General features: G+C 66.5%; 23 protein-coding genes, 1 tRNA gene and 1 riboswitch. Of the genes, 9 read left to right on the plus strand and 15 right to left on the minus strand.

Translation table 11 applies throughout. The features are described from left to right. Positions 1 to 36: 36 nt before the first annotated feature. The 7 genes from mnhG to NOF55_RS20800 form a co-directional block, all read right to left on the minus strand. Positions 37 to 426 carry a monovalent cation/H(+) antiporter subunit G gene (gene mnhG, locus NOF55_RS20770; protein ID WP_370869027.1) on the minus strand — a complete coding sequence of 130 codons (390 nt, stop codon included), beginning with the start codon at positions 424 to 426 and terminating at the stop codon, positions 37 to 39. After that, positions 426 to 707 (minus strand): K+/H+ antiporter subunit F, encoded by a 282-nt coding sequence (locus NOF55_RS20775; RefSeq protein WP_306413036.1) that lies wholly within the window; start codon positions 705 to 707, stop codon positions 426 to 428. The genes mnhG and NOF55_RS20775 overlap by 1 nt, the downstream gene beginning before the upstream one ends. Then, positions 704 to 1,186 carry a Na+/H+ antiporter subunit E gene (locus tag NOF55_RS20780; RefSeq protein WP_306413037.1) on the minus strand — a complete coding sequence of 161 codons (483 nt, stop codon included), beginning with the start codon at positions 1,184 to 1,186 and terminating at the stop codon, positions 704 to 706. Before NOF55_RS20780 ends, NOF55_RS20775 begins: the two co-directional genes overlap by 4 nt. Continuing rightward, positions 1,183 to 2,805 (minus strand): monovalent cation/H+ antiporter subunit D, encoded by a 1,623-nt coding sequence (locus NOF55_RS20785; RefSeq protein ID WP_306413038.1) that lies wholly within the window; start codon positions 2,803 to 2,805, stop codon positions 1,183 to 1,185. The genes NOF55_RS20780 and NOF55_RS20785 overlap by 4 nt, the downstream gene beginning before the upstream one ends. Next, positions 2,802 to 3,140, minus strand: a complete 339-nt coding sequence (locus tag NOF55_RS20790) for a Na+/H+ antiporter subunit C (protein ID WP_306413039.1) — start codon at positions 3,138 to 3,140, stop codon at positions 2,802 to 2,804. The genes NOF55_RS20785 and NOF55_RS20790 overlap by 4 nt, the downstream gene beginning before the upstream one ends. Beyond that, positions 3,140 to 6,058: a monovalent cation/H+ antiporter subunit A gene (locus tag NOF55_RS20795; RefSeq protein ID WP_306413040.1), complete on the minus strand. Its 2,919-nt coding sequence runs from the start codon at positions 6,056 to 6,058 to the stop codon at positions 3,140 to 3,142. The genes NOF55_RS20790 and NOF55_RS20795 overlap by 1 nt, the downstream gene beginning before the upstream one ends. Before the next feature lie 202 nt (positions 6,059 to 6,260). Beyond that, entirely contained in the window at positions 6,261 to 6,653 is a 393-nt protein-coding gene (locus NOF55_RS20800; RefSeq protein WP_306413041.1) for a hypothetical protein, read from the minus strand. A 356-nt stretch (positions 6,654 to 7,009) separates the two neighbouring features. Here NOF55_RS20800 and NOF55_RS20805 point away from each other — a divergent pair, with 356 nt between their 5' ends. The 7 genes from NOF55_RS20805 (at position 7,010) to NOF55_RS20835 (ending at position 16,218) form a co-directional block, all read left to right on the plus strand. Continuing rightward, positions 7,010 to 7,651, plus strand: a complete 642-nt coding sequence (locus NOF55_RS20805; RefSeq protein ID WP_306413042.1) for a LysE family translocator — start codon at positions 7,010 to 7,012, stop codon at positions 7,649 to 7,651. A gap of 104 nt (positions 7,652 to 7,755) precedes the next feature. Continuing rightward, complete coding sequence (locus tag NOF55_RS20810) at positions 7,756 to 9,813, plus strand: M3 family metallopeptidase (RefSeq protein ID WP_306413043.1); 2,058 nt, start codon at positions 7,756 to 7,758, stop codon at positions 9,811 to 9,813. A gap of 48 nt (positions 9,814 to 9,861) precedes the next feature. After that, positions 9,862 to 11,178, plus strand: a complete 1,317-nt coding sequence (locus tag NOF55_RS20815) for an MFS transporter (protein ID WP_306413044.1) — start codon at positions 9,862 to 9,864, stop codon at positions 11,176 to 11,178. 69 nt (positions 11,179 to 11,247) lie between these two features. After that, a riboswitch (cobalamin riboswitch) is annotated at positions 11,248 to 11,448 on the plus strand. A gap of 137 nt (positions 11,449 to 11,585) precedes the next feature. Then, positions 11,586 to 13,481: a TonB-dependent receptor plug domain-containing protein gene (locus NOF55_RS20820; protein WP_370869019.1), complete on the plus strand. Its 1,896-nt coding sequence runs from the start codon at positions 11,586 to 11,588 to the stop codon at positions 13,479 to 13,481. A gap of 72 nt (positions 13,482 to 13,553) precedes the next feature. After that, positions 13,554 to 14,423 carry an ABC transporter substrate-binding protein gene (locus NOF55_RS20825; protein ID WP_306413046.1) on the plus strand — a complete coding sequence of 290 codons (870 nt, stop codon included), beginning with the start codon at positions 13,554 to 13,556 and terminating at the stop codon, positions 14,421 to 14,423. Beyond that, positions 14,420 to 15,418: a FecCD family ABC transporter permease gene (locus NOF55_RS20830; RefSeq protein ID WP_306413047.1), complete on the plus strand. Its 999-nt coding sequence runs from the start codon at positions 14,420 to 14,422 to the stop codon at positions 15,416 to 15,418. The genes NOF55_RS20825 and NOF55_RS20830 overlap by 4 nt, the downstream gene beginning before the upstream one ends. Continuing rightward, the gene (locus NOF55_RS20835; protein WP_306413048.1) at positions 15,415 to 16,218 is read left to right on the plus strand and encodes an ABC transporter ATP-binding protein; all 804 of its coding nucleotides are present in this window, start codon (positions 15,415 to 15,417) and stop codon (positions 16,216 to 16,218) included. The genes NOF55_RS20830 and NOF55_RS20835 overlap by 4 nt, the downstream gene beginning before the upstream one ends. 107 nt (positions 16,219 to 16,325) lie before the next feature. Here NOF55_RS20835 and NOF55_RS20840 read toward each other — a convergent pair whose 3' ends face one another. The 7 genes from NOF55_RS20840 to rplU form a co-directional block, all read right to left on the minus strand. Continuing rightward, entirely contained in the window at positions 16,326 to 16,949 is a 624-nt protein-coding gene (locus NOF55_RS20840; protein WP_306413049.1) for a nicotinate-nucleotide adenylyltransferase, read from the minus strand. A 5-nt stretch (positions 16,950 to 16,954) separates the two neighbouring features. Then, positions 16,955 to 18,235, minus strand: a complete 1,281-nt coding sequence (locus NOF55_RS20845; RefSeq protein WP_306413050.1) for a glutamate-5-semialdehyde dehydrogenase — start codon at positions 18,233 to 18,235, stop codon at positions 16,955 to 16,957. Further along, positions 18,228 to 19,400: a glutamate 5-kinase gene (gene proB, locus NOF55_RS20850; protein WP_306413051.1), complete on the minus strand. Its 1,173-nt coding sequence runs from the start codon at positions 19,398 to 19,400 to the stop codon at positions 18,228 to 18,230. The genes NOF55_RS20845 and proB overlap by 8 nt, the downstream gene beginning before the upstream one ends. Continuing rightward, the gene (obgE, locus tag NOF55_RS20855; RefSeq protein ID WP_306413052.1) at positions 19,384 to 20,457 is read right to left on the minus strand and encodes a GTPase ObgE; all 1,074 of its coding nucleotides are present in this window, start codon (positions 20,455 to 20,457) and stop codon (positions 19,384 to 19,386) included. The genes proB and obgE overlap by 17 nt, the downstream gene beginning before the upstream one ends. A gap of 155 nt (positions 20,458 to 20,612) precedes the next feature. After that, on the minus strand, positions 20,613 to 21,248 hold the full coding sequence (locus tag NOF55_RS20860; protein ID WP_306413053.1) for a GNAT family N-acetyltransferase: 636 nt from the start codon (positions 21,246 to 21,248) through the stop codon (positions 20,613 to 20,615). Between the two features lie 138 nt (positions 21,249 to 21,386). After that, on the minus strand, positions 21,387 to 21,659 hold the full coding sequence (gene rpmA, locus NOF55_RS20865) for a 50S ribosomal protein L27 (protein ID WP_306413054.1): 273 nt from the start codon (positions 21,657 to 21,659) through the stop codon (positions 21,387 to 21,389). A gap of 34 nt (positions 21,660 to 21,693) precedes the next feature. Beyond that, a complete protein-coding gene (rplU, locus tag NOF55_RS20870; protein WP_306413055.1) occupies positions 21,694 to 22,005 on the minus strand; it encodes a 50S ribosomal protein L21 in 312 nt (103 codons plus the stop codon). A gap of 295 nt (positions 22,006 to 22,300) precedes the next feature. On the opposite strand from rplU, the gene NOF55_RS20875 reads away from it, so the two are divergent. Beyond that, positions 22,301 to 22,390, plus strand: a tRNA-Ser gene (locus tag NOF55_RS20875). Positions 22,391 to 22,481: 91 nt separating this feature from the next. Here NOF55_RS20875 and NOF55_RS20880 read toward each other — a convergent pair. Next, a complete protein-coding gene (locus NOF55_RS20880) occupies positions 22,482 to 23,132 on the minus strand; it encodes a hypothetical protein (RefSeq protein ID WP_306413056.1) in 651 nt (216 codons plus the stop codon). Between the two features lie 121 nt (positions 23,133 to 23,253). Here NOF55_RS20880 and NOF55_RS20885 point away from each other — a divergent pair, with 121 nt between their 5' ends. After that, complete coding sequence (locus NOF55_RS20885; RefSeq protein ID WP_306413057.1) at positions 23,254 to 24,087, plus strand: hypothetical protein; 834 nt, start codon at positions 23,254 to 23,256, stop codon at positions 24,085 to 24,087. Positions 24,088 to 24,308 lie beyond the last annotated feature (221 nt).

Here is a 24,308-nt window from a genome sequence, read left to right on the forward strand (position 1 = left end):
CAAACAGGGCTCATTTCAAGGGAAAGGCTCTCCGCCTCATTCTTTCTTTTCGGCCTCGGCCTCGGCTTCGTCATCGGGAAAGGGGATCGATGCGACCGGCACGTCGGGGTTGCGCTCGGCGCGGTCGCGGTGAAGGGCGGCCCGCGCCAGCAGCATCAGCGTCACGGGCGTCGTCAGCGTGATGAACAGGCCGACGAGCAGTTCGTGGATCACCAGCCGCTCGCCGCTGACGGTGAAGTAGATCATCGAGGCCATGACGATGCCGCCCGTGCCCCAGCTTGTGCCCAGAGTCGGGGCATGCAGGCGTTCGTAGAAATTCTGCATCCGCATGAAGCCGTAGGTCCCGATCAGCGCGAGGCTCGCGCCGAGAAGGAGGAAGAAGGCGACCGCGACGGCGGCCCAGACCGGCAGGTCGGCATTGCTCATCATTCGATCACCTCCCCGCGCATGAGGAACTTGGCGAGGGAGACGGTGGCGACGAAGCCGAGCAGGCTGATCACCAGCGCCGCCTCGAAATAGACCGTGCGGCCGGTTTCGATCCCGAAGGTCAGGAGAAGCAGCATGGCGTTGACATAGAGCGTATCGAGGCCGAGCACGCGCTCCTGGGCGCGCGGGCCACGGAACATGCGGTAGACGGCCATCGCCATTGCAACGGCGAGCATCGCCTGGGCGGCGATCACGGACCAGTAGATGATGGCGGCGCTCATGTGAAAATCTCCAGAAGCAGCTTTTCGTAACGGTTCTTGATCAGGTCGCGCCACTCCTCCTCGTCGATCAGGTCGAGGACGTGGAGGAGCAGTATGTTCTCGCGCGATTCGTATTCCACCCAGGCGGAGCCGGGGGTGGCGGTCAGCACCACGGCCAGCAGCGAAAGCGCGGTCGGGTCCTTCAGATCGAGCTTCACGGTCATGAAGGCGGAGCGATGGCCCCTCTTCTTGCCGAACAGGATGATCGAGACGACGGCGATGTTCGAACGCACGATATCGTAGAGGACGATCAGGAAGAAGCGTGGCAGGCGATACCAGCCCTTCAGCTTCGGCTTGGCCGGCCTGAGCGAGGCCATGCCCCAGCAGGCGACCAGCGCGACGGTCGCGCCGAGCAGGACGTGGCCGGGCGTCAGGCTGTTCAGCAGCAGCCACATCACGGTCAGCGAGAACCACAGGAGCGGGTAAGGCAAGAGCGTCATGGGCGTGTGGCCTCCTGTCCGACACGCCGCGCTTCGAAGACGGCGTTGATGTAGTTGCGCGGCTCGGAAAGGGCCGCCGCGGTCTGTTCCATGTAGCGCATCACCGGCCCGGCGCCGACGGTCAGCGCCAGCGTCAGCGTCAGTAGCATCAGCACGGGCGCGACCTCGATCACCAGAACGCGCGGCACCGTGCCCTCGATGGAGGCCCAGAAGGTGCGGATGCCGGAGCGGGTCATGGCGATCAGCGCGCAGAGGCCTGAGACGATGATCAGGCCCGCCGACAGCCAGGCCGCGGCGCCGATGACACCGCCGCCGGCGCCGATCATGCCGGTGAGGATGGTGAACTTGGCGACGAAGCCGGACAGCGGCGGCAGTCCCGACAGCAGGATGGCGCAGGCCGAGAAGCAGACGGCGAGAACCGCCATCGTGCCCGGCATGATCACGCCGATCTCGTCGTCGCTGTCGTCCTCGTCGACGTCGCCATAGACCTCCATGCTGACGGCGAGAACCGAGGCACCGGCATCCTGACCGCGCTCGATTAGCTCGATCAGCAGGAAGAAGGCGGCGATGGTGAGCGTCGAGCTGATGAGGTAGAACAGGGCTCCGGCCGCCGCGTCGGCGCCGCCGAAGCCGATCACCAGAAGCAGCGTTCCCGACGAGACGAGAACGGAATATCCGGCAAGCCGCCCGAGCGCCTGCGAGGCGAGGACGCCGATCGCGCCGAAGGTCACGGTCGCCATTCCGGCCGCCATGAGGACGAAGCGCGCGACGTCGGTCAGGAGCGTGCCGTCGTCGCCGGAGGTCAGCATGACGAGCCGCAGCAGGATGTAGATGCCAAGCTTCGACAGGATGGCGAAGATGCCGGCGACGGGGGCGGAGGCGGCGCTGTAGGCGGTCGGCAGCCAGAAGTTCAGCGGCCAGGTGCCGGCCTTGATCAGGAAGACGACGCCGAGAACGGCAAGGCCCGCCTCCAGGAAGACGCGCCGGTCGGGCGCGAGATCGGGAAGCCTCAGCGCGAGATCGGCCATGTTCAGCGTGCCGGCCGTTCCGTAGACGAGGCTGACGCCGATCAGGAAGAGCAGTGCGGAGGCCAGGTTGATGACGAGGTAATGGAGGCCGGCCTTGACGCGTTGCTGGCCGGAGCCATGCAGGAGCAGGCCGTAGGAGGCCGCCAGCATCACTTCGAAGAAGACGAAGAGATTGAACAGGTCGCCGGTCAGGAACGCGCCGTTCAGGCCCATCAGCATGAGCTGGAACAGCGTGTGGAAATGCGCGCCGGCATTGTGCCAGCGGGCGAGCGAGAAGGCCAGCGCCGGAATGGACAGCGTCGCCGTCAGCATCAGCATCATGGCCGACAGCTTGTCGAGCACGAGAACGATGCCAAAGGGCGCCGGCCAGTTGCCGAGCAGGTAGACGCCGCCGGCATTGCCGGCCGAACTGTCCATGTCGTGGGCCATGCGCAACAGGAGGAGCGCGACCGTCAGCATGACGACGGTCGAGCCGAGGCTGATCATCGCCTTCGCGGTGCGGTTGCGGTCCTCGATGAACAGCATGATGGCCGCGGCCGCCAGGGGCACGAGAACCGGCGCGATGATGAGGTGGTGGGCGAGGCCGCTCATTTCGGCTTCTCCTTGCCGTCGACATGGTCGGTGCCGGTCAGGCCGCGGGAGGCGAGCAGCACGACGAGAAACAGGGCTGTGGTGGCGAAGCCGATCACGATGGCGGTCAGCACCAGTGCTTGGGGTACGGGGTCGGCGAGGGCGGAGGTGTCGGCGCCGGTGCCGAGCAGCGGCGGCGCGTTGACCTTCAGCCCGCCGACCCCGAAGATGAACAGGTTCACCGCATAGGACAGGAGCGAGAGGCCGATGATGACCTGATAGGTGCGCGGCCGCAGGATGAGCCAGACGCCCGAGCCGGTCATGACGCCGATGCCGATCGAAAGAATGAGTTCCATCAGCTTTCCTCCGGAGCGGCCGGGCTATCCACCTTGGTGACCCGGTAGGTGCGGATCGACTGGTGGGCGATGGCGATGAGAATGAGCACCGTCGCGCCGACGACCAGCGTGAACACGCCGAGGTCGAACAGCAGCGCCGTCGCCGCCGGGACCTTGCCGACGATCGGCAGTTCCAGGTAGCGCGAGTGCGAGGTGAGGAAGGGATAGCCGAAGGCCCAGGCGCCGGCGCCGGTGGCCGCCGCCGTCAGCAGCCCCGCGCCCATCCAGCGCAGCGGCAGGATGCGGATGCGGTCTTCCGCCCAGCGCGTGCCGCCCGCCAGATATTGCAGCAGGAAGGCGATGGCCATCGTGATGCCGGCAGAGAAGCCGCCGCCCGGCATGTCGTGGCCGCGCATGAACAGATAGACGGCGAGCACGATGACGACCGGGAACAGCCATTGCATGATGACCGCCGCCACCAGCATGTAGTCGCGGGCGGTATCGCCGATGTCGCGGTTCGGGCGGGCATCGTCGAAGGCGTTCTGGATACGCTGCTGTTCCGGCTTGAGGATGGAGTCGGGCGCCGGGCGGAAGCGGCGCAGCAGCGCGAAGACGGTCAGCGCCACGATGCCGAGGACGGCGATCTCGCCCATCGTGTCGAAGCCGCGGAAGTCGACGAGGATGACATTGACGACGTTGCGCCCGCCACCTTCCGCGTAGGCCTTTTCGAGGAAGTAGTTGGCGATGGTGTCCGGAACCGGCATGGTCATGACCGAATAGGCGACGATCGCCATGCCTGTGCCGCAGGCGACCGCCAGCGCGAAGTCGCGGAAGCGGCGCAGGCGGGCGGAGAAGGTCGCGGCATTGTCGACCTCCTCGCGGCGGATCGGCAGCCAGCGCAGGCCGAGCAGGATCAGGACCGTGGTCACGATCTCGACGAGAAGCTGGGTGATCGCAAGGTCTGGCGCCGACAGCCAGACGAAGGTCAGGCAGGTGACGAGGCCGGCGCCGCCGAGCAGCACGAGTGCCGCCAGCCGGTGATATTTGGCCTGATAGGCGGCCCCGAGCGCGGAGAACATGCCGACGGCCCAGAACGCCGCGAAGACGGGATCGACGCTGGCGAGCGAGGGCAGGCCCGGCGCATAGTCCGAGAAATAGAGCGGCAGGAAACCGGCGGTGAAGCCGATGGCGGTGAGGATGCGCAGCTGCGGCTGAAGCTGGCGGGTGCCGAAGCGGTTCTCCATCCAGCGGGCCCATTTCCATGAGACGGCGACCAGCACGCGCTCGAAGATGCGCTGGCCGCGCAGGTGGCGGAAGAGCGGCGGGCCGTCGTCGCAGCGGGCCAGGTATTTCTGCATGACGATGTAGAGGAGGATGCCGGCGGCAAGCGCCACCAGGCTCATGATCAGCGGCGTGTTGATGCCGTGCCAGACGGAGAGCGAATAGACGGGCGTCTGATCTCCGAGCATGCCGACGACGCCGGTGTGCAGCAGCGGGCCGACGGAAAGGCTGGGAATGATGCCGACCACGAGGCAGGCGAAGACCAGGAACTCCATCGGAAAGCGCATCCAGTGCGGCGGCTCGTGCGGCTTGGGCTTGGGCAGGTTCGCCGGCGGCGGGCCGAAGAAGACCGTATGGATGAAGCGCAGCGAATAGGTGACGGCGAAGGCGCCGGCGAGCGTCGCCACATAGGGCAGGGCGCGGTCGAGGATCGAATCCGCATGGGTCTCGACGGTTTCGGCGAAGAACATTTCCTTCGATATGAAGCCGTTGAGCAGCGGCACCCCGGCCATCGCGGCACTCGCCACCATCGCCAGCGTCGCCGTGATCGGCAGGAAGCGGAACAGGCCGGATAATTGCCGCATGTCGCGGGTGCCTGTCTCGTGGTCGATGATGCCGGCCGCCATGAACAGCGAGGCCTTGAAGGTCGCATGGTTCATCATGTGGAACACGGCGGCGACCGCGGCGAGCGGGCTTCCGAGGCTCAAGAGCGTGGCGATGAGGCCGAGATGGCTGATGGTCGAATAGGCGAGCAGTCCCTTCAGGTCCTGCTGGAACATGGCGAAATAGGCGCCGATCAGCAGCGTGGTGACGCCGCAGAAGCCGAGCAGCCAGAACCATTCGTAGGTGCCGGAAAGGGCGGGCCAGAGGCGGGCGAGCAGGAAGACGCCGGCCTTCACCATCGTGGCGGAGTGCAGGTAGGCCGAAACCGGCGTCGGCGCGGCCATCGCGTTCGGCAGCCAGAAATGGAACGGGAACTGGGCGCTCTTCGTCAGCGCGCCGATCAGGATCAGCACGAGCGCCGGCAGATAGAGGTCGTGGCCGCGGATCAGGTCGCCGGAGGCAAGCACCGTGTCGAGATCGTAGGAGCCGACGATATGGCCGATGACGAGCAGGCCGGCGAGCAGGCAGAAGCCGCCGATGCCGGTGACGGTCAGCGCCATGCGCGCCCCGTCGCGGGCGGCGGCGTTATGATGCCAGTAGCCGATCAGCAGGAAGGAGAAGAGGCTGGTCAGCTCCCAGAAGATCGACAGGAGGATGAGGTTGCCGGACAGCACGATGCCGAGCATGGCGCCCATGAAGGCGAGCAGCAGCGAGAAGAAGCGCGGAATGGGGTCTTCGGGGGACATGTAATAGCGCGCATAGACCACGACCAGCACGCCGATCAGCGTGATGATCAGCGAGAACAGCCAGGCGAAGCCGTCCATCCGCAGCGCGAAGTTGAGGCCGAGTTCCGGAAGCCAGGCCACGGTGAAACGCACCGCCTGCCCGTCGCTGACGAAGGGGAAGAGACCCGCCGTGATCAGGAGGCCCGCCGAGGCCACCGAGCCGGCGAGCCAGGCCGGCAGGACATGCTTTCCCTGTCTCGGCAGGAAGGATGTCACGAGACTGCCGGCGAAGGGCAGGAACAGCAGGAGAAGGAGGAAGACTCCGGTCATGGGGGTGCGGATCGCTTTCAGTTCGGACTGAGTCGGATTCGGGCACGGAAAATGCGCCCGCAATGAGGCATGATGGCGGGGTTTGCCGAACCGGATATCCTGTTTCGCCCGGCCGGACCGGGGAAGGCTCCGGCTTGCGAAGGCAGCGGCAAGTCGCCTGGCGCCCGCCTGCGACGGCGGCGGGCTGCATCAATGGTTCCTGTCAGGCCGGAGGTCCGCGGGCGGCCAGCACCGTGAACCTGAAATGGGCGGAGACCGCCGGGCGGGGCGGCCATGACGCGGCGGCGCGCGGTTGCGGCGCCCCGACACGGGCTTCCTGCGGCAGGAGGACGTCGCCGGCAACGGGCATTCGGGTGGCCTGCGCTTTAATCGCCACCTGGGCCTTGCGGCATTCCGGGGCGAGCGACGCGGTTTCCGCAGGCGCGTGATCGAGGTCGTCGACCGGCGGGGAGAGGGAAAGCCCGCTTGAAATCCGCTGGGCGGAATGGCCGGACTGGGCGGAGAAGAAAATCAGGAGGCAGGCAAAGGCGACGGCGAGCGAATACAGGCGCGCGGGACGTCCTCCCGGCCTTGTCGCTCCATCTTGCCCCTGCAATAACAAATAAGACCTCCCGGCCGCTTGTGCGGTCGCCCGAATCCCCACGTAAACCAATGATAAAGTTACTATATGCGGGAGGTAAGCGGCTTGTCCAGCGCGGCGGGAAAAGAATCTGCCCCGAGGGCCGAATTCGCGCGATCCCGTGTCGAAATGAGACAAATCGCGTGCAAAATCGCCGGCCCGGACGGCTGGAACGGACCCGGTTCGCACCGGCCGGGGCCGGCGGCGGCCTCGGAAGGCGTCCGCCCGGCAAAAGGAGGCTTCGGAGCGAACCGAATCGGCCTTTGCCGTCCTCGACGTCCGCCTCGCGACGCGCGATAGTGATTCGACGAACCACGTTCCCGGAGCCTCCCATGCCGCAAGCCCTCCTGACCGGCGCCTTCCTTGCCGCGCTCTTCTACGTGCTCATTCCCGGCCCCGCCTTTCTGGCTCTTCTCGGCATCGGCGCCGGGCAGGGCCGCCAGGCCGGCGCCTGGTTCATGGGCGGCCATCTGGTCGGCGATCTCGTCTGGTCGACGATGGCCTTGGTGGCGATCATCGGCGCGAAGACGCTCGGCACGGCCCTGTTCGACGTGCTCGGCCTTCTGTGCGGCCTCTATCTCGCCTGGATCGGCTGGAGGGCGTTCAGCGCCAGGCCGCAGGCAGACGGCCGCTCGATGCTGGCGGTGGAGCGCCCCTTCCGGCGCGGGCTGATCTTCGGGCTCACCAATCCGAAGGGCTATCCGGTGGCGCTCGCCACCTTCACCGCATTGATCGCGGGATCGGCCCAGTCGCTGGAATTCTCAACCCTGCCGGTCCTGCTGGCGGTTTCGTTCCTCGGCTTCCTGGTCGCCGACATGATCCTGATCGGCGTCATCGGCGCGGGGTTCGTCCGGCGCTTCTATCGCCGCCACGAGACGGTCATCGTCAAATGCTCGGGCCTGCTGTTCATGGGGTTCGCGGTCCAGGCGCTCTGGCATTCCGTGCCGGGCCTCTTGGGCTGGCGGCGGGCCTGAGCCGGCCGCCGGCAAGGCAGGGTTGAACAGATTGCGGATACCCATGCCGGCGCATCTCGCCTATAGAGGGTGCCACAATCCAGAAACCAGCAAGGGAGTCGCTCATGACCGCACCCTCCACCGTCAATCCCGCCATTTTCGACTGGAACGGGCTCGACGGGCTGCCGCGATTCGATCTCGTGTCCGATACGGATTTCGCGCCGGCCTTCGATGCGGCGCTGAAGGCGCACGAGGCGGAGATCGATGAGATCGCCGGCAATCCGGCCGCCCCCGACTTCGCCAACACGATCGCGGCGCTGGAGATCGCGGGCGACGACCTGTCCCGCGTGTCGGCCCTGTTCTGGAACCGGTCCGGCGCCCATTCCAACGATACGATCCAGGCGCTGGAGCGCGAGATCGCGCCGAAACTGTCGCGTCACTATTCGAAGATCAGCCAGAATGCGGCGCTGTTCGCCCGTGTCGACGCGCTGTGGAACCGGCGCGACGATCTGGGCCTGACGCTGGAGGAAACGCGGGTTCTCGAACGTCACTGGAAGGCCTTCGTGCGGTCCGGCGCCCGGTTGCCGAAGCCGGAGCAGGAGCGGCTGGCGGCGATCAACGAACGGCTCGCGACGCTTTCGGCCACCTTCGGCCAGAACGTTCTGGCCGACGAGAAGAACTGGTCGCTTCTCCTTTCCACGGCGGAGGAACTCGACGGGCTTCCGGATTTCCTCAGGGATGCGATGGCCGCCGCCGCGCGCGACCGCGGTGCGGAGGGCCGATATGCCGTGACGCTGTCGCGCTCGATCATCGAGCCGTTCCTGACGTTCTCGACCCGGCGCGACCTGCGCGAACAGGCCTTCAGGGCATGGGTGGCGCGCGGGCTTTCGGGCGGCGAGACGGACAATCGCGAGATCATGCGGGAAACGCTGTCGCTGCGCGCCGAACTGGCCTCGTTGCTCGGCTACGGGACGTTCGCCGACTACAAGCTCGACGACACGATGGCCAAGACCCCCGCCCATGTGGACGCGTTGCTGAAGCAGGTCTGGGTCAAGGCCGTCGCCCGGGCGAAGGAGGAGGAGGCCGAGCTTGCTGGCCTGATCGCCGAGGAGGGCCGCAATCACGAGGTCATGCCGTGGGACTGGCGTTACTATGCCGAGAAGCTGCGCGCCCGCAGGTTCGATTTCTCCGAAGCCGAGCTGAAGCCCTATCTCCAGCTCGAAAAGATCATCGCCGCCTGCTTCGACGTCGCGCAGCGGCTGTTCGGCATCACGGCGACGCAGGTCGAGGCGCCGGCCTATCACCCGGACGTGCGCGTCTATGAGATGCGCGACCGCGACGGCCGGCTGTTCGCGCTGTTCCTCGGCGATTATTTCGCCCGCTCCAGCAAGCGCTCCGGCGCGTGGATGAGTTCGTTCCAGTCGCAGCACCGCCTGCCGCTGAAGAACGGTGCCGTCGGCGAAATGCCGATCATCTACAATGTCTGCAACTTCGCCAGGCCGGCCGAAGGCAAGCCGGCGCTGCTTTCGCTGGACGATGCGCGCACGCTGTTCCACGAATTCGGCCATGCGTTGCACGGCATGCTCTCCAACGTCACCTATCCGTCGGTCGCCGGCACCAGTGTCTCGCGCGATTTCGTGGAGCTTCCCTCGCAACTCTACGAGCATTGGCTGACGGTGCCGCAGATCCTGAAGACCTATGCCGTCCATGTCGAGACCGGGGAGCCGATCCCGCAGGCGCTGCTCGACAAGGTTCTGGCGGCCCGCACCTTCAATTCCGGCTTCTCCACGGTGGAGTTCACGGCTAGTGCGCTGGTCGACATGGCCTTCCACAGCGGCGGTCCGGTGGCCGATCCGCTGGCCAGGCAGGCAGAGGTGCTGAAGGAGATCGGCCTGCCGAAATCCATCGTCATGCGCCATGCCGCGCCGCATTTCTCGCACATCTTCAACGGCGGTTATGCAGCCGGCTATTATTCCTACATGTGGTCGGAAGTGCTGGATGCCGACGCCTTCGCCGCCTTCGAGGAAACCGGCGATCCCTTCAATGCCAGGCTGGCGGCAAAGCTGAAGGAGCACATCTATTCGTCCGGCGGCTCGATCGATCCCGAGGACGCCTATCGCGCCTTCCGCGGCAAGCTGCCCAGCCCCGATGCCATGCTGGCGAAAAAGGGACTTGCGGCCTGACGCTACAAGCGGGCACAGTCCGGTCGTCGCATTGGGGGGAGCATCATCATGGGGCTGACGATCGAGAAGGCGCTCGACCGGGCGGGCGCTGGCATGTTCCAGCGCCGGCTGATCGGAATTTTCGGCTTCGTCTGGGCGGCGGATGCGATGCAGGTTCTGGCCGTCGGCTTCACCGCGCCGCTGATCGCCGTGACCTTCGGCCTGTCGGTGCCGGAGGCGTTGCAGACCGGAACGCTGTTCTTCCTCGGCATGCTGATCGGGGCGGCCCTGTTCGGCCGCCTGGCCGACCGCTTCGGGCGCCGGCGCATCCTCATCCTCACCGTGTCGAGCGATGCGGTCTTCGGTCTGGCCTCCGTCTTCGCGCCCGATTTCATCTCGCTCCTTGCGCTGCGGTTCCTGACCGGCATGGCCGTGGGCGGCACGTTGCCGGTCGATTACGCGATGATGGCCGAGTTCCTGCCGGCGAAGAACCGCGGCCGCTGGCTGGTGGCGCTCGAAGGGTTCTGGTCCGTCGGCACGGTCGCGGTCGCGCTGGCCGCCTGGGCGGTCAGCATCGCCGTGGTCGAGGACGGCTGGCGGTTCATTTTCGCGGCGACGGCCCTGCCGGCGATCTTCGGTCTCGGCCTGCGCTTCCTCGTTCCCGAATCGCCGATGTTCCTGCTCAAGACCGGCCGCGTCGAGGAGGCGCGGGCGGTCGTAGACGAGATCCTCGCCGACAATGGCCGCCAGCCGCTGCGCCCCTACGAGAAACTGGTCCTGCCCGAGCCGGCGCCGCGGATCAGCATCTTTTCCGGCCCGCTGCGCCGGCGCACCGCCACGATGCTGACGATCTGGTTCCTGGTGTCCGTCTCCTATTACGGCATCTTCACCTGGCTGCCGGCCCGGCTCGCCACCGGCGAGGGCTTCGGCTTCGTGCGCGGCTACGGCTTCCTCGTCCTCGTGGCGCTGGCGCAGGTCCCGGGCTACGTGCTTGCCGCCTACGGCGTGGAAAAATGGGGCCGGCGCCCCACGCTTGCGGGTTTTCTGGCCGCGAGCGCCCTCGGCTGCCTTCTCTTCATCCTCACCACGGCGACGCCCGTTCTGCTGGCTGCCTCCATCATGCTGATGAGCTTCGCATTGCTGGGAAGCTGGGGCGCGCTCTATGCCTATACGCCCGAGCTTTACCCGACGACGGCCCGGGCCACCGGCATGGGCGCGGCGGGCGCGGTGGCGCGGCTCGGAGGGCTGCTCGCCCCGTCCGTCTTCTCGCTGGTCGCCGCCCAGAACCTGTCGCTGGCGATCGCCCTGTTCGCCTGCTTTCTGGCGGCCAGCGCCGTCATCGCGCTTTTCATCGGCGTCGAGACGCGCGAGCAGGCCCTGACCTGACCGGAACCGCGAGGCCTGCACGGGCGCCTGCCGGCTTTCGGACGGTTGACGCGCGGGGAACGCGGGGTTAACGAAGTCTCTGGAGCTGGTTCCGCCCGCAAGGCGGATGAAAAGGGAATACGGTGAGGGAAACCGAATCCGTAGCTGCCCCCGCAACTGTAACCGTTGAGCCCGATTCCATCATGCCACTGGGAGCACAGTCTCTCGGGAAGGCGGAAGATGCGGCGACGACACGGAAGTCAGGAGACCTGCCGGTTCCAGTCACCCATGCCAGGATGCGGGGCGCATTCCGGCGCGGACGTCCGTCGCGGTGACAACGAAGCGTTGCCGCTGGCGTGTCAGCCGGGTTGGGTCTTTCCCTCCTGCGTTCGAAGGCCTCCAGCGGTGAAAACCGTCACCGGGCGCGTATGGCGCGCCGTTCAGGAGGGACCGCATTGAGGGTATTTCTTTTCACCACCGGCCTTGCCGTCGCCGTAGCGTCGGCGCCCGCCGCCGCGCAGGAGAGCGGCGCGCCGGACGAGACGACGCTTTCGACCATCGTCGTCACGACGCCGCTGCGCCGCGAATCCACGCTGGCCGGCGCGACCAGCGCGGTCACGGTCATCGGGCGGGACGCGATCGAGAAGGCGCCCACCCGCGACGTCGCGCAGTTGCTCCGATCCTATGCCGGGGTTTCGGTCAATTCCTATGGCGGGCTGGGCTCGTCCTCCAGCGTCCAGCTTCGCGGCATGTCCAACACGCAGACGCTGGTTCTGGTCAACGGCGTGCGCACCGCCTCGGCGACCGGCGGAACCACGGCCTGGGCCAATATCCCGCTGGAATCCATCGAGCGCATCGAAATCGCCAAGGGGCCGCATTCCTCGGCCTACGGGGCGGACGCCATCGGCGGCATCGTCAACATCATCACCCGGCAGGGGGGCTCCTGTCCGCAGGGCAGGGCGCTCTGCGGCAGCGTCACGGCCGGCGTCTCGCATCCGTGGGGCGGGTTTACGGCGGCCGATGTCCGCGGCGAGAAGGACGGGCTGAGCGTCGCGCTCGGCGCCAGCCTGCTCGGCACGCGCGGTTACGATTTCACGCTGTCGGGGCTGGAGCCGGACGATGACGGCTTCATTCGCGGCGCGATGAATTTCGCCATCGCCCGGGCGTTCGACTGGGGCAAGATCTATGCCGACGGCCTGTTCTCGCGCGGCCGCAACCAGTTCGACGCCTCCTGGGGCGGCAACGAGGCCGACACGACCGCCTTCTTCGGCAAGGCGGGCGTTCGCATCGACCACGACGCGGACTGGTCGACCACGCTCGAGGTTTCGCAGGGCTTCGACAGGGCCGAGAACTTCCGCAACGGCGTCTCCGGCACCGAAGACTACATCACCCGCCGCACGGGCCTTCTGGTCAACACCGGCAGGAGCATGCAGACGGGCGCCTTCGAGCATTTCGTCCTGCTGGGCGGCGAGTTCTATCGCGAGGGCATCACCACCAATGCCGGCGCCTACGATGAAACGGAACGCGACCTTTCAGGCGTGTTCGGCCAGTATTCGCTGGCAATCGGCTCCTGGCATTTCGACAGCGGATTGCGCTACGACTACAATGAGCAGTTCGGCGATGCGGTGACGTACAATCTCGGCGCGGCCTACGACGTGACGCCGGATCTGGCGGTGCGGGCATCCTGGGGCACCGGCTTCCGCGCGCCGACCTTCAACGACCTCTATTATCCGTTCTCCGGCAATCCGGATCTCGATCCCGAACGCTCGCGCACGGTCGAGGCCGGGCTGAGCTGGACGCCGGGCCTCGACACGCGCCTCGACGTCTCGCTCTACCGCACCTGGCTGAAGGACGGCATAGCCTGGGCGCCGGACCCGTCCGATCCGTCCGGCTTCATCTGGCGGCCCTACAACATCACCGATGCCCGCATCAGCGGTCTGGAAATCAGCGGCAGCCACGCGCTCAACGACCGGCTGACGCTCACCGGCGGCATCGACTGGCGCGATCCGCGCGACGAGGGAACGGGGAAGTACATCGCCCATCGCGAGCGCTTCAAGGCCAATGCCGGCGTCTCCTTCGCGGCGACGGAGGCCCTGTCCATCGACGTGAACGGGCTCTACGGTTCGGGGGCCTATGCCGATGCGGCGAATACGGCGCGGCTTTCCTCCTACGTCACCTTCGACGTGGCCGCGTCCTACAGCGTCGACGACCGGTCGAGGCTGAAGCTGGCGGCGGAAAACCTGCTCGACAGGGACTATTCGACCCAATCCGGCTACCGTGCGCCGGGCCGCACGGTTACGCTGAGCTTCACGAGGCAATTCTAACGAGCAATTCCAGGAAAAGTGCGCAACGTTTTTCCGTCCGGAATTGCGTAAAACAATGATCAAGGAAGCGGCATGACAGGCAGGACGCGAAAATTCGGGAAGGGCGCGGCATTGGCCGCCACCCTTTCCTGCGCCCTGTCGATTGCCGCCCTGCCGGCGCGGGCGGGCGCGGCGCCGGCCCGCGTCGTGTCCATCAATCTTTGCACCGACCAGCTCGCCATGCTGATCGCGGATAAGGGGCAGCTCCTGTCCGTCTCGGCGATCGCGCGCGACCCGCACAGTTCAGCGATGACGCGGGAAGCATCCGCCTTCCCGGTCAATCACGGGCAGGCGGAGGAAATCTTTCTCCTGAAGCCCGATCTCGTTCTGGCCGGGACCTATACGGCCCGCGCCACGGTCGGCCTGCTGCGCGGGCTGGACATCCGCGTCGAGCAGTTCGTGCCGGACACCTCCTTCGAGGATGTCAAGGCCAGCATTCGGCGGATGGGCACGCTGCTCGGGCGCGAGGCGCGGGCCGAGGAACTCAGCCGGCGGATCGACGCGGAGCTGGAACGGACGAGCCGGCTGCCGCGCTCGGGCAAGCTGGCCGCGCTCTATTACGCCAACAGCTACACGTCCGGCGCCGGAACGCTGGCGCACGCGGTCATCGAGGCGGCGGGCCTCGAAAACCTCGCCGCCCGGCTCGGCATCCGCGGCACGGCGTCGATCCCGCTCGAAGCGCTGGTGATGGCCATGCCGGACGTCGTCGTGGCCGGGGATCGCGATTACGAGCCGCCGGCGCTGGCACAGGAGAATTTCAGCCACCCCGCCTTCCGCGCGCTGATCGAGCATAGCGGCGAGGTTGCCATGCCCGTGCGCAATACCGTGTGCGGCGGTCCATTCACCCTTGCCGCCGTGCGCATGCTGCGCGCTGCCGCGGGGCAGGACCATGTGCGGCGATGAGCGGCGGGCGCGGCTATTCCCTGCTTCTGGCGGGCCTCGGGCTTCTCACGGCGGCGCTGTTCGTCCTGTCGCTGACGCTCGGCCCTGCGGCCATCGCCTTCGGCGACAGCATCGCCGCGCTCTTTTCCGGCGATGGCGGGCCGCTCGTCCTCATCATGCAGGAAATCCGCCTGCCGCGCGCGATCCTCGGCCTGCTGACGGGCGCCACGCTCGGGCTTTCGGGCGCGGCGCTGCAAGGCTTCCTGCGCAATCCGCTGGCGGAGCCGGGGCTGATCGGCGTGTCCGCCTCCGCCTCGCTCGGCGCGGTGCTGGCGATCTATACCGGCCTTGCGGCCGCCTTTCCGCTGGGCCTGCCGCTGGCGGCGCTGGCCGGCGGGCTGGCGGCCGTCTTCATCGTCCAGGCACTCGCCGGCTCGGGCGGCGTGCTCACCGTCATCCTCGCCGGGGTGGCGGTGTCAAGCTTCGCCGCGGCCATGACGTCTCTGGCGCTCAATCTGTCGCCCAACCCGTTCGCCGCGCTGGAAATCATGTTCTGGATGCTCGGCTCGCTCACGGACCGGTCTATGACCCATGTCTGGCTCGCCGCGCCGTTCATCCTCGCCGGCTGGATCATGCTTTTCAGTCTCGGGCGGGCGCTCGATGCCCTGACGCTCGGCGCCGATGCCGCCGCCAGCATGGGCATCGACCTGAACCGCACGCGCCGGCTGGCGATCTTCGGCACGGCGCTGTCGGTCGGGGCGGCGACGGCGGTGGCCGGCGCCATCGGCTTCGTCGGCCTCGTCGTGCCGCATCTTTTGCGCCCGCTCACCGGCTCGCTGCCGTCGCGGCTCCTGCCGGCCAGTGCGCTCGGCGGGGCGAGCATGATCCTCGCCGCCGATATCCTGGTGCGTTTCGCGGCGCCGGGCCGCGACCTGAAGCTCGGCGTGCTGACCGCCATCGTCGGCGCGCCCTTCTTCCTGTGGCTCGTCTGGAAAAGCCGGAGGGACCCGCTTTGAGCACCTCCGCCCCGCTTTCGCCCGCCCTGCTTTCACTGGCCGGTCTTTCCGTCAGCCTCGGCGGCGCGCCGGTCGTGCGGGGCCTGTCCCTCGACGTCGCCGCCGGCGAGTTCGTCGGCCTGATCGGGCCGAACGGGGCGGGAAAGTCCACGCTCCTGCGCGCCATCGCCGGCCTGCTGCCGGCCGGCGGCACGGCATCGTTCCGGGGCAGGGCGCTTGCCGCGCTGAGCGCTTCGCAACGGGCGCGCGAGATCGCCTATGTGCCGCAGGAGCATGAGATCGCCTGGCCGGTGCCGGTCGAAACGCTGGTCGGGCTCGGACGCACGCCGCACCGTTCCGGCTTCGCAGGATTCTCGGCCCGCGACCGTCAGGCCGTGCTGAGCGCGATGGAGCGCATGGACGTGGCGCGTTTCGCGGACCGTCCGGCGACGGCCCTTTCGGGCGGCGAAAAGGCGCGCGTGCTGATCGCCCGGGCGCTGGCGCAGGAAACGCCGCTGTTTCTGGCCGACGAGCCTGCCGCCGGTCTCGATCCGGCCCATCAGATTGCGCTGATGCGGCTCTTCCGCGATCTCGCCGGCGAGGGGCGGGGCGTCATCGCCTCGATGCACGATCTCGGCCTGGCCGGGCGCTGGTGTACGCGGCTCGTTCTTCTGAGCGCGGGGCGGATCGTGGCCGACGGCCTGCCAGCGGCGGTCCTGACGCCGGAAAACCTGCGGTCGATCTACGGCGTCACGGGCTTTTTCGCTGAGGCGGAGGGTCGGCTCGTCGTCCAGCCGCTCGATCTGGCCGGGCGGCGCTAGAGTTTGTCGGGGAAAAGCGGGAACCGGTTTTCCCGAAAAGACAAACGAAAACAAGAACCCTGGAGTCTGTCTGATTCAGAATGGAACCGGACAGACTCCAAGGCGCGTCAGCCGCCGCCGCGTTCGGCGCGCAGCGCCGTCGAGCTCAATGCCGAGCGCGGTCCGTGAATGAAGGTCCAGGCCGGCGCGCGATGCTTCCACAGGCTGCCGGCATCGTCCTCGTCGATCCGGGCATGGCCGTAGGTCCGCGCCATTTTCGAGGAGAGGTAGGAGAGGGTGGAGCCGGGCCGGTCGATGACGGCGATGGGGAAGGTCTCGGCGATCGCACGCCAGTTCTGCCAGCGGTGAAAGCCCTTCAGATTGTCCGCGCCCATGATCCAGATGAAGTGGACGTGCGGATTGCGCGCCTTCACGAAGGCCAGCGTCTTCGCCGTGTAGCTGGTGCCCAGCGTCTTCTCGAAGGCCGTCACCTTCACCGCCGGATCGTGAACCAGCCGCTCGCTGAGCCGCATCCGTTCGGACAGGGGGGCGAGGTTTCCCCTGTCTTTCAGCGGATTGCCGGGCGTCACCATCCACCAGAGCTGGTCGAGATTGAGCCGGCGCAGCGCGATCTCCGCCACCAGCGCGTGGCCGGCATGCGGCGGGTTGAAGGAACCGCCGAACAGGCCGACGATCATGCCGCGCGCCGTGGGCGGCATGATCAGGTGGCGTCGCGCGATCGTCTCCGTCATGGAGGTCAGGGCCGGATCTGGCCGGTGCCATGCACACGGTAATTGAAGGAGGTGAGCTGTTCCACGCCCACCGGGCCGCGGGCGTGCATCTTGCCGGTGGCGATGCCGATTTCCGCGCCCATGCCGAATTCGCCGCCATCGGCGAATTGCGTCGAGGCGTTGTGGAGCAGGATGGCGGAATCGACCTCGTTGAAGAAACGTTCGACGACCGCCGGGTCTTCGGCGATCACCGCTTCGGTATGGTGCGACGAATAGCGGGCGATATGATCGATGGCGCCGGAAATGCCGTCGACGATGGCGACCGAGATGATCGCGTCGAGATATTCCGTGCGCCAGTCCTCTTCCGTGGCCGGCCTGAAGCCGGGATGCACCTTCAGCACGGCGGCCGAGGCGCGGATTTCGCAGCCGGCCTGCGTCAGTGCTTCGAGCAGCGGTATCAGATGCGTGCCGATGGCGGCGCTGTCGACCAGCAGCGTTTCCGCCGATCCGCAGACGCCGGTGCGGCGCATCTTGGCATTGACGACGATCTTCTTCGCCATGTCGAGATCGGCGGAAGCATCGACATAGACGTGGCAAAGGCCTTCCAGATGGGCGAAGACCGGCACGCGGGCTTCGGCCTGAACGCGCCCGACGAGGCTCTTGCCGCCGCGCGGCACGATCACGTCGATGGCGCCGTCGAGACCGGTCAGCATCGCGCCGACGGCGGCGCGATCGGAAACCGGCACGAGCTGGATGGCGTCTTGCGGCAGCCCGGCGGCCTTCAGGCCCTCGACGAGGCAGGCATGGATGGCGCGCGACGAATGCAGGGAATCCGAGCCGCCGCGCAGGATCACGGCATTGCCGGCCTTCAGGCACAGCGCGCCGGCATCCGCCGTCACGTTGGGGCGGCTTTCGTAGATCACGCCGATCACGCCGAGCGGCGTGCGCACGCGCTCGATCTTCAGCCCGTTCGGGCGCTCCCAGGCGGCAATGGTCTCTCCCACGGGGTCGGCCAGCGCGGCAATCTCGCGGATGCCTTGCGAAATGCCGGCGATGCGGGCGTCGTTCAGCGTCAGCCGGTCGAGGAAGGCGCCGGACAGGCCGTTCTCCCGGGCGCGTTCGAGATCGCGCGCGTTGGCGGCGAGAATCTCCTCACGGCTCGCGTCGATGGCATCGGCCATGAGGCGCAGCGCCTTGTCCTTGGCGGCGGTGTCGGCAAAGGCGAGCGGGCGGGCGGCGGCGCGTGCGCGGCGGCCGATGCCGAGCATCAGGCTATCGATATCGGCGGCGGTCACGGTGTCAGACATTGGCCTTCTTCCTTCCCTTCTTCGTGTTGCCGGCATGGGTCAGCACCAGATCGTCGCGATGCACCATCGCGGCGCGCCCGGCATAGCCGAGGATCTTTTCGATTTCGCCGGACTTGCGGCCCGCGATCAGGCGGGCGTCGCTGTCGTCGTAACCGGCGAGGCCGCGGGCGATCTCGTGGCCGGCGAGGCTGACGACGGCCACCGTGTCGCCCCGGCTGAAATGGCCTTCGATGCGTTTCACGCCGGCCGGCAGCAGGCTCTTGCCGGAGTGGAGCGCGTCTTCGGCGCCCTCGTCGACATGCAGTTCGCCGGCCGGATGAAGCTGGCCGGCGATCCATGTCTTGCGGGCGTTGACCGGGTTCGGCGATGCCTCGAATTTCGAGAAGCGGGCGCCGGCCTCGATGGATTGCAGCGGATTGGGCACCTTGCCCGAGGCGATGATCATGGCGCAGCCGGCGGCGGTGGCGATCTTGCCGGCCTCCACCTTGGTGCGCATGCCGCCGCGCGAAAGCTCGGAGGCCGCGCCGCCGGCCATCGCCTCGATCTCCGGGGTGATGTCCGCGATGACCGGCAGGAACAGCGCTTCCGGATCGAGATGCGGCGGGGCGGTGTAGAGCCCGTCGATATCCGACAGGAGCACCAGCAGGTCGGCGCCGATCATGGTGGCGACGCGGGCGGCCAGCCGGTCGTTGTCGCCGTAGCGGATCTCGTTGGTCGCCACCGTGTCGTTCTCGTTGATGATCGGCACGGCCTTGAGCTTCAGAAGCTGCCTGAGCGTGGCGCGGGCGTTGAGATAGCGGCGGCGCTCCTCCGTGTCGCCGAAGGTCAGCAGGATCTGGCCGGCGACGATGCCGTCGCGGTGCAGGCTTTCGGACCAGGCGCGGGCCAGCTCGATCTGGCCGACGGCGGCCGATGCCTGGCTTTCCTCCAGCTTCAGCGCACCGGCGGGCAGTTTCAGCACGGAGCGGCCGAGCGCGATCGCGCCGGAGGACACGACGAGGACCTCGACGCCGCGCCGGCGCAGCGCGGCGATATCGGCACAGACCGAATCCAGCCATTCCGTGCGCAGGCCGGCCTTGCGGTCCACCAGCAGCGCCGAGCCGATCTTGACGACCACGCGCCGGCAATGGTCGAAGGGTTTCAGGATCTCATTTGCGGTTGTCATCGTCATAATCCCCACGGTCGGAAAAGTCGTCGTCGCCGGCTGGCGGCGGCGGTTCCCTTTCCGGTGGGGCCGTTTCGACGATGATGTCGCGGAGCGCCCGCAGCACTTCGGTCATGCCCTTGTTGGTGGCGGCGGAAATCAGGAAGACCGGCTTGCCGCAGGCCTTTTCCAGTTCCTTCGCCTTCTTCTTCACGTCCTTTTCGTCGAGCACGTCGATCTGCGACAGCGCGACGATCTCCGGCTTTTCGGTCAGGCCCGCACCATAGGCTTCCAGCTCGTGCGCCACGGTTCTGTAGGCCTTGCCGACCTCCTCCTCCTGCGCGGAGACGAGGTGCAGCAGGACGCGGGTGCGCTCGACATGGCCGAGGAAGCGGTCGCCGATGCCGACGCCCTCATGGGCGCCCTCGATCAGGCCGGGAATGTCGGCCAGCACGAATTCGCGCCCGTCGACGGTCGCGACGCCGAGGTTCGGATGCAGCGTCGTGAAGGGATAGTTGGCGATCTTCGGCCGCGCCCGCGTGCAGGTGGCGAGGAAGGTGGACTTGCCGGCATTCGGCAGGCCGACCAGGCCGGCATCGGCGATCAGCTTCAGCCGCAGCCAGATCGTCTTCTCCTCGCCGGGCAGGCCGGGATTGGCCCAGTCCGGCGCCTGGTTGGTGGAGCTTTTGAAATGGGCGTTGCCGAAGCCGCCATTGCCGCCCTTGGCGATGCGGAACTTCTGGCCTTCCGCGGTCAGGTCGCAGATCAGCGTCTCGTTGTCTTCCTCGAAGACCTGCGTGCCGACCGGCACCTTCAGCGTCACGGGGGCGCCGTTCGCCCCGGTCCGGTTGCGGCCCATGCCGTGGGTCCCGATCTGCCCCTTGAAATGCTGCTGGTAGCGGAAGTCGATCAGCGTGTTGAGGCCGTTCACCGCCTCCACCCACACGTCGCCGCCGCGTCCGCCGTCGCCGCCGTCCGGGCCGCCGAACTCGATGAATTTCTCGCGGCGGAAGGACACGGCGCCCGCGCCGCCATCCCCGGACCGGATGTAGACCTTCGCTTCATCGAGAAATTTCATGTCTAAGCCGCTCGTGTTTTCGTATGGACCGCTGTCTTCGCCGTTCTCGATACAGAGGCCGGCCGCGCAGGTCAAAGGTTATCGTGAAACGGGCCGGCCGCAATGGCCGCCCGATGGCCGCTCCGGCGGCCCGAAAGCCGCCGGAGCATGCCCGTTCAGTGAGTGTCGCCCCAGCTTCTCAGCGAAAGCCAGGTCTTGCGGTCCAGCCGGTACCATTCGACCGGGACCATGCCGCCCAGCGCCAGCGAGGGAACCATGCCCGAACCCTGGAACTGGAAGCCGCACTTCTGGATGACGCGCCGCGAGGCGACGTTCATGACCCGGCAGCGCGCATCGATCTGGTCGATGTCGCGGGCGCGGAAGGCCATGTCGACCAGCGCATGGGCCGCTTCGGTCGTATAACCCTCGTTCCAGTAGGGTTCGCCCAGCCAGTAGCCGATTTCCAGCGTCCTGCCGTTCTCGTCGCCCGGTTCGAGGCCGCAGCAGCCGAGGAATGCGCCGTTGTCCGCGAGGGTAATCGCATAGACGCATTTGCCGATCCCGCCTTCCTTCGTACGTCGCACGAAATCGGCGGCGTCCGCTGCCGTGTAGGGATGCGGCATGCGCGACACCATCGTGGCGATGGCGGCATTATTGGCGAGATGGGCAAGGGCGTCGATGTCGTCTTCGTGGGGTGCGCGCAGAACCAGTCTCCGCGACAACAGGACAGGGCAGTATCTTCCGCCGCTCTCGGGCTTTTGCCGTTCTTCGGGAGGCCGGGATTGGCTCTCCCTCAAAAGTTCGCCTTGCATGGTTCAGTCCTCCTTGGTTGAGGGTAAAGAAAAAGGGGAGAAGGGTGGCGCCCCATCTCCCCTGTTTTCTGTGCTGAACCTGCGGATGCGCTTCAGCCGGGTCGATGCGACGCCGGCTGTTTTAGAGCGCTACCGGCTTTATTCCGCTGCTTCTGCCGTTTTCGGCATCACGGACACGAACACGCGGCCGTTCGCCTTGCGGGCGAAGGACACGTTGCCGGCCGTAAGGGCGAAAATCGTGTGATCCTTGCCGAGGCCGACATTGGCGCCCGGATGCCACTTGGTGCCGCGCTGACGCAGAATGATGTTGCCCGGAATGACGGCTTCGCCGCCGAACTTCTTCACGCCAAGGCGCTTGGACTCGGAATCGCGACCGTTGCGCGAGGAACCGCCAGCTTTCTTATGTGCCATTGGAGTTCTCCTTTAAATCCTGTTGCGCTTGCGATCAGGCCGAGATGGCCGTGATGCGGACGACGGTGTGGTGCTGACGATGACCGCGAATCCGCTTGGAATTCTGGCGGCGGCGCTTCTTGAACGACAGAACCTTCTTGCCGCGGTTGTGCTCGACCACTTCGGCCTTCACGACGGCGCCGGCGACGAAGGGAGCGCCGATCTTCGCATCGGCACCTTCGCCGATGACGAGGATCTCGTTGAATTCGATGGTCGCACCGGCTTCGGCTTCCAGCTTTTCGATGGTCAGCACGTCGTCGGCGCTTACGCGGTACTGCTTACCGCCGGTCTTGATGACTGCGAACATTTTTTGTCCTTTCATGTCCAATGTCCGGCTCTACCCTTGCCCGCAGGCGGGGCGGCCGTCTTTTTGACAGTCGTTGCGTTGAAGACGGCGCGTCGGGCACCGCCATTTTGAATCCCATGCCCGAAACCGGGCACGCGAAGGCACGGTCAGCCCATACCTATCCGGTGTGGGCGATTACGCGAGAGCGCCCGGCCTGTCAAGACGAAAGCGCTGAAAGTTCCAATAAAGTCCCTTGCCAACCCGATTTTTCACCGCTAAGAGACAGCCCGCGCTTCAAGAGCGCCGACCTGACCGCGGAGAGGTGGCAGAGTGGTCGAATGCACCGCACTCGAAATGCGGCATACGGGCAACCGTATCGTGGGTTCGAATCCCACCCTCTCCGCCATAAACAAGTCATTGATTTTACATAAAATCTTGCCGACATCCGGGTAGAGGAATGGGTATAGCCCTTCCAGCCCCCTGTCAACTATCGAAAATCAGAGAACCCGACTCATCGATTCGTCGTGGGCGGCCCGACGCGCTCGTCGGCGCTTGACCCATGCGCGCCGACGCATGACCATGAAAAGACCGCCATCAACGGGCTGGAACCCTCCGGCGGTCTTTGAGGTATGTTCGAGAATGCTGAACGTCGGCGTTGCCATTGTAAAGCCCCACAGAACGGGCAGTTGAGCCGGGGGCTGGCAAATCAGCCAGCCCGGACGACGGACCTTCATACCCATCAGCGTCAACAAATTTGGCTCGACGGATTCGACTACGGCGCGTTTGGTCCTCGCCAGCACCTCGAAAACCTGCATCCCGACAGCAGCCGCAACGGCGGCATCCGCAACGGTGTCGTATCGTTCGCGCAGCGCGTCCGTGATCGTGACAGGCCGTGGCGGGAATGGACCGTCCATGCCGGTCCCTGCGCGGTCGAGGAGGCCGAACGGCTGCTTCGGCAGGACAACAGGGCCGATCTCTACGTGTCGCAGGCGGCGTTCCGGAAATGGCGGTCGATTGCCGACCTGACGGCGATCGGTGCGTGTTACGCCGATCTCGACTACCACAACCTGGCTCGGTGGCGCGGAAAGGCTCCGCGTGACGTTGCCAGCGCCGTTCTCGGTCATCTTGAAGACGCGATGGTTCCGCATCCGTCCTATATCCTGTCGACGGGCCGTGGCCTCGTTTGCGTGTGGCTGACGGAGTTGTTGCCTCGTGCCGTCCTGCCACGCTGGAATGCCGTCCAGAAGCGATTGGGGGGCGGTCCTGGAGGTGTTCGGGGCAGACAAGCGGGCGCTCGACGCCGCGCGCGTCTTCCGCCTCGCAGGAAGCGAGAACAGCCGTGCCGAATGGAGCCGGCGGACGGTCGGCATGGTCTGGTGCCACGGATCGCCGGAGGCACCCGCACGGCACGTCTTTTCGACGTTGGCGGATGAAGTCCTGCCCGTCACCCACGCCGAGCTTGTTTCCCTCCGGGCCGAACGGGCGAAGCGCAAGGCTGAGGGCAAGGACACGACAGGTCCGGCGGTGCATCTGTCGGCGGCAACCTATTGGGAAACGGCCCTGACCGATCTGCAACGGCTGCGGGCGCATCGGTGCCCGGAAGGCGCATTGCCAGAAGGACAGCGCGACGCATGGCTGCTCGTGGCAGGTATTGCAATGTCATGGATTTCGCCTCCGGAAGTCCTCGGGCGGGAAATCCTCGTGCTCGCGGATGAGGCGGCGGGATGGCGTGACAGTGAAACGAAATCCCGCATGTCCGCCGTGATCAAGCGTGCGCGACAGGCTGCGGCTGGGCAGACGGTGACGTTCAACGGGCATGAGGTCGATTGCCGATACCGGATGCATGCCACGACGATCATCGAATGGCTGCGCATTGATCCGGCGGAACAACGTGCTGTGGGTCTCCGGGTACTGGTCGATGAAGACCGGAAACGGGAACTGTCGGTCGAGCGGACGGAGAAGTCACGCCGTCGCCATGGCGTGAAGGATCGGACGGAACAACAGGCGGCGCGGCTGGAGATGGGACGCAAGGTCCTGTACCTGCGGGCATCGCAGGGGATGACGTGCGCGGAACTGGCGGTTCACTTCGGTGTGTCGTGTTGATGGATAGAGAATCCCAGACCCCGGCCCGAGGTAAACACCATACACCGCATCACTTCGTGAATATGCCGCGTAGCGCCGTGACGGTGGGTATCACATCGTCACCAGCCGTCACGTAATTTTACTTGACGGTTCGTCGTCCATCCGGACGGCGACAGGCCCCTGCCAGGTCTCCATGAATGGCCCCTCGGGAGAGCCGACGCTTTGACTGAAAGGAAAAGCAT

Origin of the sequence: Ectorhizobium quercum (assembly GCF_026552795.1) — a bacterium.
In the GTDB taxonomy this organism is placed as follows: domain Bacteria; phylum Pseudomonadota; class Alphaproteobacteria; order Rhizobiales; family Rhizobiaceae; genus Ectorhizobium; species Ectorhizobium quercum.

Excerpts from the sequence above, each read along its gene's own strand:
- mnhG (WP_370869027.1), bottom strand. The coding sequence starts at position 426 with ATGAGCAATGCCGACCTGCCGGTCTGGGCCGCCGTCGCGGTCGCCTTC.
- NOF55_RS20775 (WP_306413036.1), bottom strand. The coding sequence starts at position 707 with ATGAGCGCCGCCATCATCTACTGGTCCGTGATCGCCGCCCAGGCGATG.
- NOF55_RS20780 (WP_306413037.1), bottom strand. The coding sequence starts at position 1,186 with ATGACGCTCTTGCCTTACCCGCTCCTGTGGTTCTCGCTGACCGTGATG.
- NOF55_RS20785 (WP_306413038.1), bottom strand. The coding sequence starts at position 2,805 with ATGAGCGGCCTCGCCCACCACCTCATCATCGCGCCGGTTCTCGTGCCC.
- NOF55_RS20790 (WP_306413039.1), bottom strand. The coding sequence starts at position 3,140 with ATGGAACTCATTCTTTCGATCGGCATCGGCGTCATGACCGGCTCGGGC.
- NOF55_RS20795 (WP_306413040.1), bottom strand. The coding sequence starts at position 6,058 with ATGACCGGAGTCTTCCTCCTTCTCCTGCTGTTCCTGCCCTTCGCCGGC.
- NOF55_RS20805 (WP_306413042.1), top strand. The coding sequence starts at position 7,010 with ATGCCGCAAGCCCTCCTGACCGGCGCCTTCCTTGCCGCGCTCTTCTAC.
- NOF55_RS20810 (WP_306413043.1), top strand. The coding sequence starts at position 7,756 with ATGACCGCACCCTCCACCGTCAATCCCGCCATTTTCGACTGGAACGGG.
- NOF55_RS20815 (WP_306413044.1), top strand. The coding sequence starts at position 9,862 with ATGGGGCTGACGATCGAGAAGGCGCTCGACCGGGCGGGCGCTGGCATG.
- NOF55_RS20820 (WP_370869019.1), top strand. The coding sequence starts at position 11,586 with ATGGCGCGCCGTTCAGGAGGGACCGCATTGAGGGTATTTCTTTTCACC.
- NOF55_RS20825 (WP_306413046.1), top strand. The coding sequence starts at position 13,554 with ATGACAGGCAGGACGCGAAAATTCGGGAAGGGCGCGGCATTGGCCGCC.
- NOF55_RS20830 (WP_306413047.1), top strand. The coding sequence starts at position 14,420 with ATGAGCGGCGGGCGCGGCTATTCCCTGCTTCTGGCGGGCCTCGGGCTT.
- NOF55_RS20840 (WP_306413049.1), bottom strand. The coding sequence starts at position 16,949 with ATGACGGAGACGATCGCGCGACGCCACCTGATCATGCCGCCCACGGCG.
- NOF55_RS20845 (WP_306413050.1), bottom strand. The coding sequence starts at position 18,235 with ATGTCTGACACCGTGACCGCCGCCGATATCGATAGCCTGATGCTCGGC.
- proB (WP_306413051.1), bottom strand. The coding sequence starts at position 19,400 with ATGACAACCGCAAATGAGATCCTGAAACCCTTCGACCATTGCCGGCGC.
- obgE (WP_306413052.1), bottom strand. The coding sequence starts at position 20,457 with ATGAAATTTCTCGATGAAGCGAAGGTCTACATCCGGTCCGGGGATGGC.
- NOF55_RS20860 (WP_306413053.1), bottom strand. The coding sequence starts at position 21,248 with ATGCAAGGCGAACTTTTGAGGGAGAGCCAATCCCGGCCTCCCGAAGAA.
- rpmA (WP_306413054.1), bottom strand. The coding sequence starts at position 21,659 with ATGGCACATAAGAAAGCTGGCGGTTCCTCGCGCAACGGTCGCGATTCC.
- rplU (WP_306413055.1), bottom strand. The coding sequence starts at position 22,005 with ATGTTCGCAGTCATCAAGACCGGCGGTAAGCAGTACCGCGTAAGCGCC.
- NOF55_RS20880 (WP_306413056.1), bottom strand. The coding sequence starts at position 23,132 with ATGCGGAACCATCGCGTCTTCAAGATGACCGAGAACGGCGCTGGCAAC.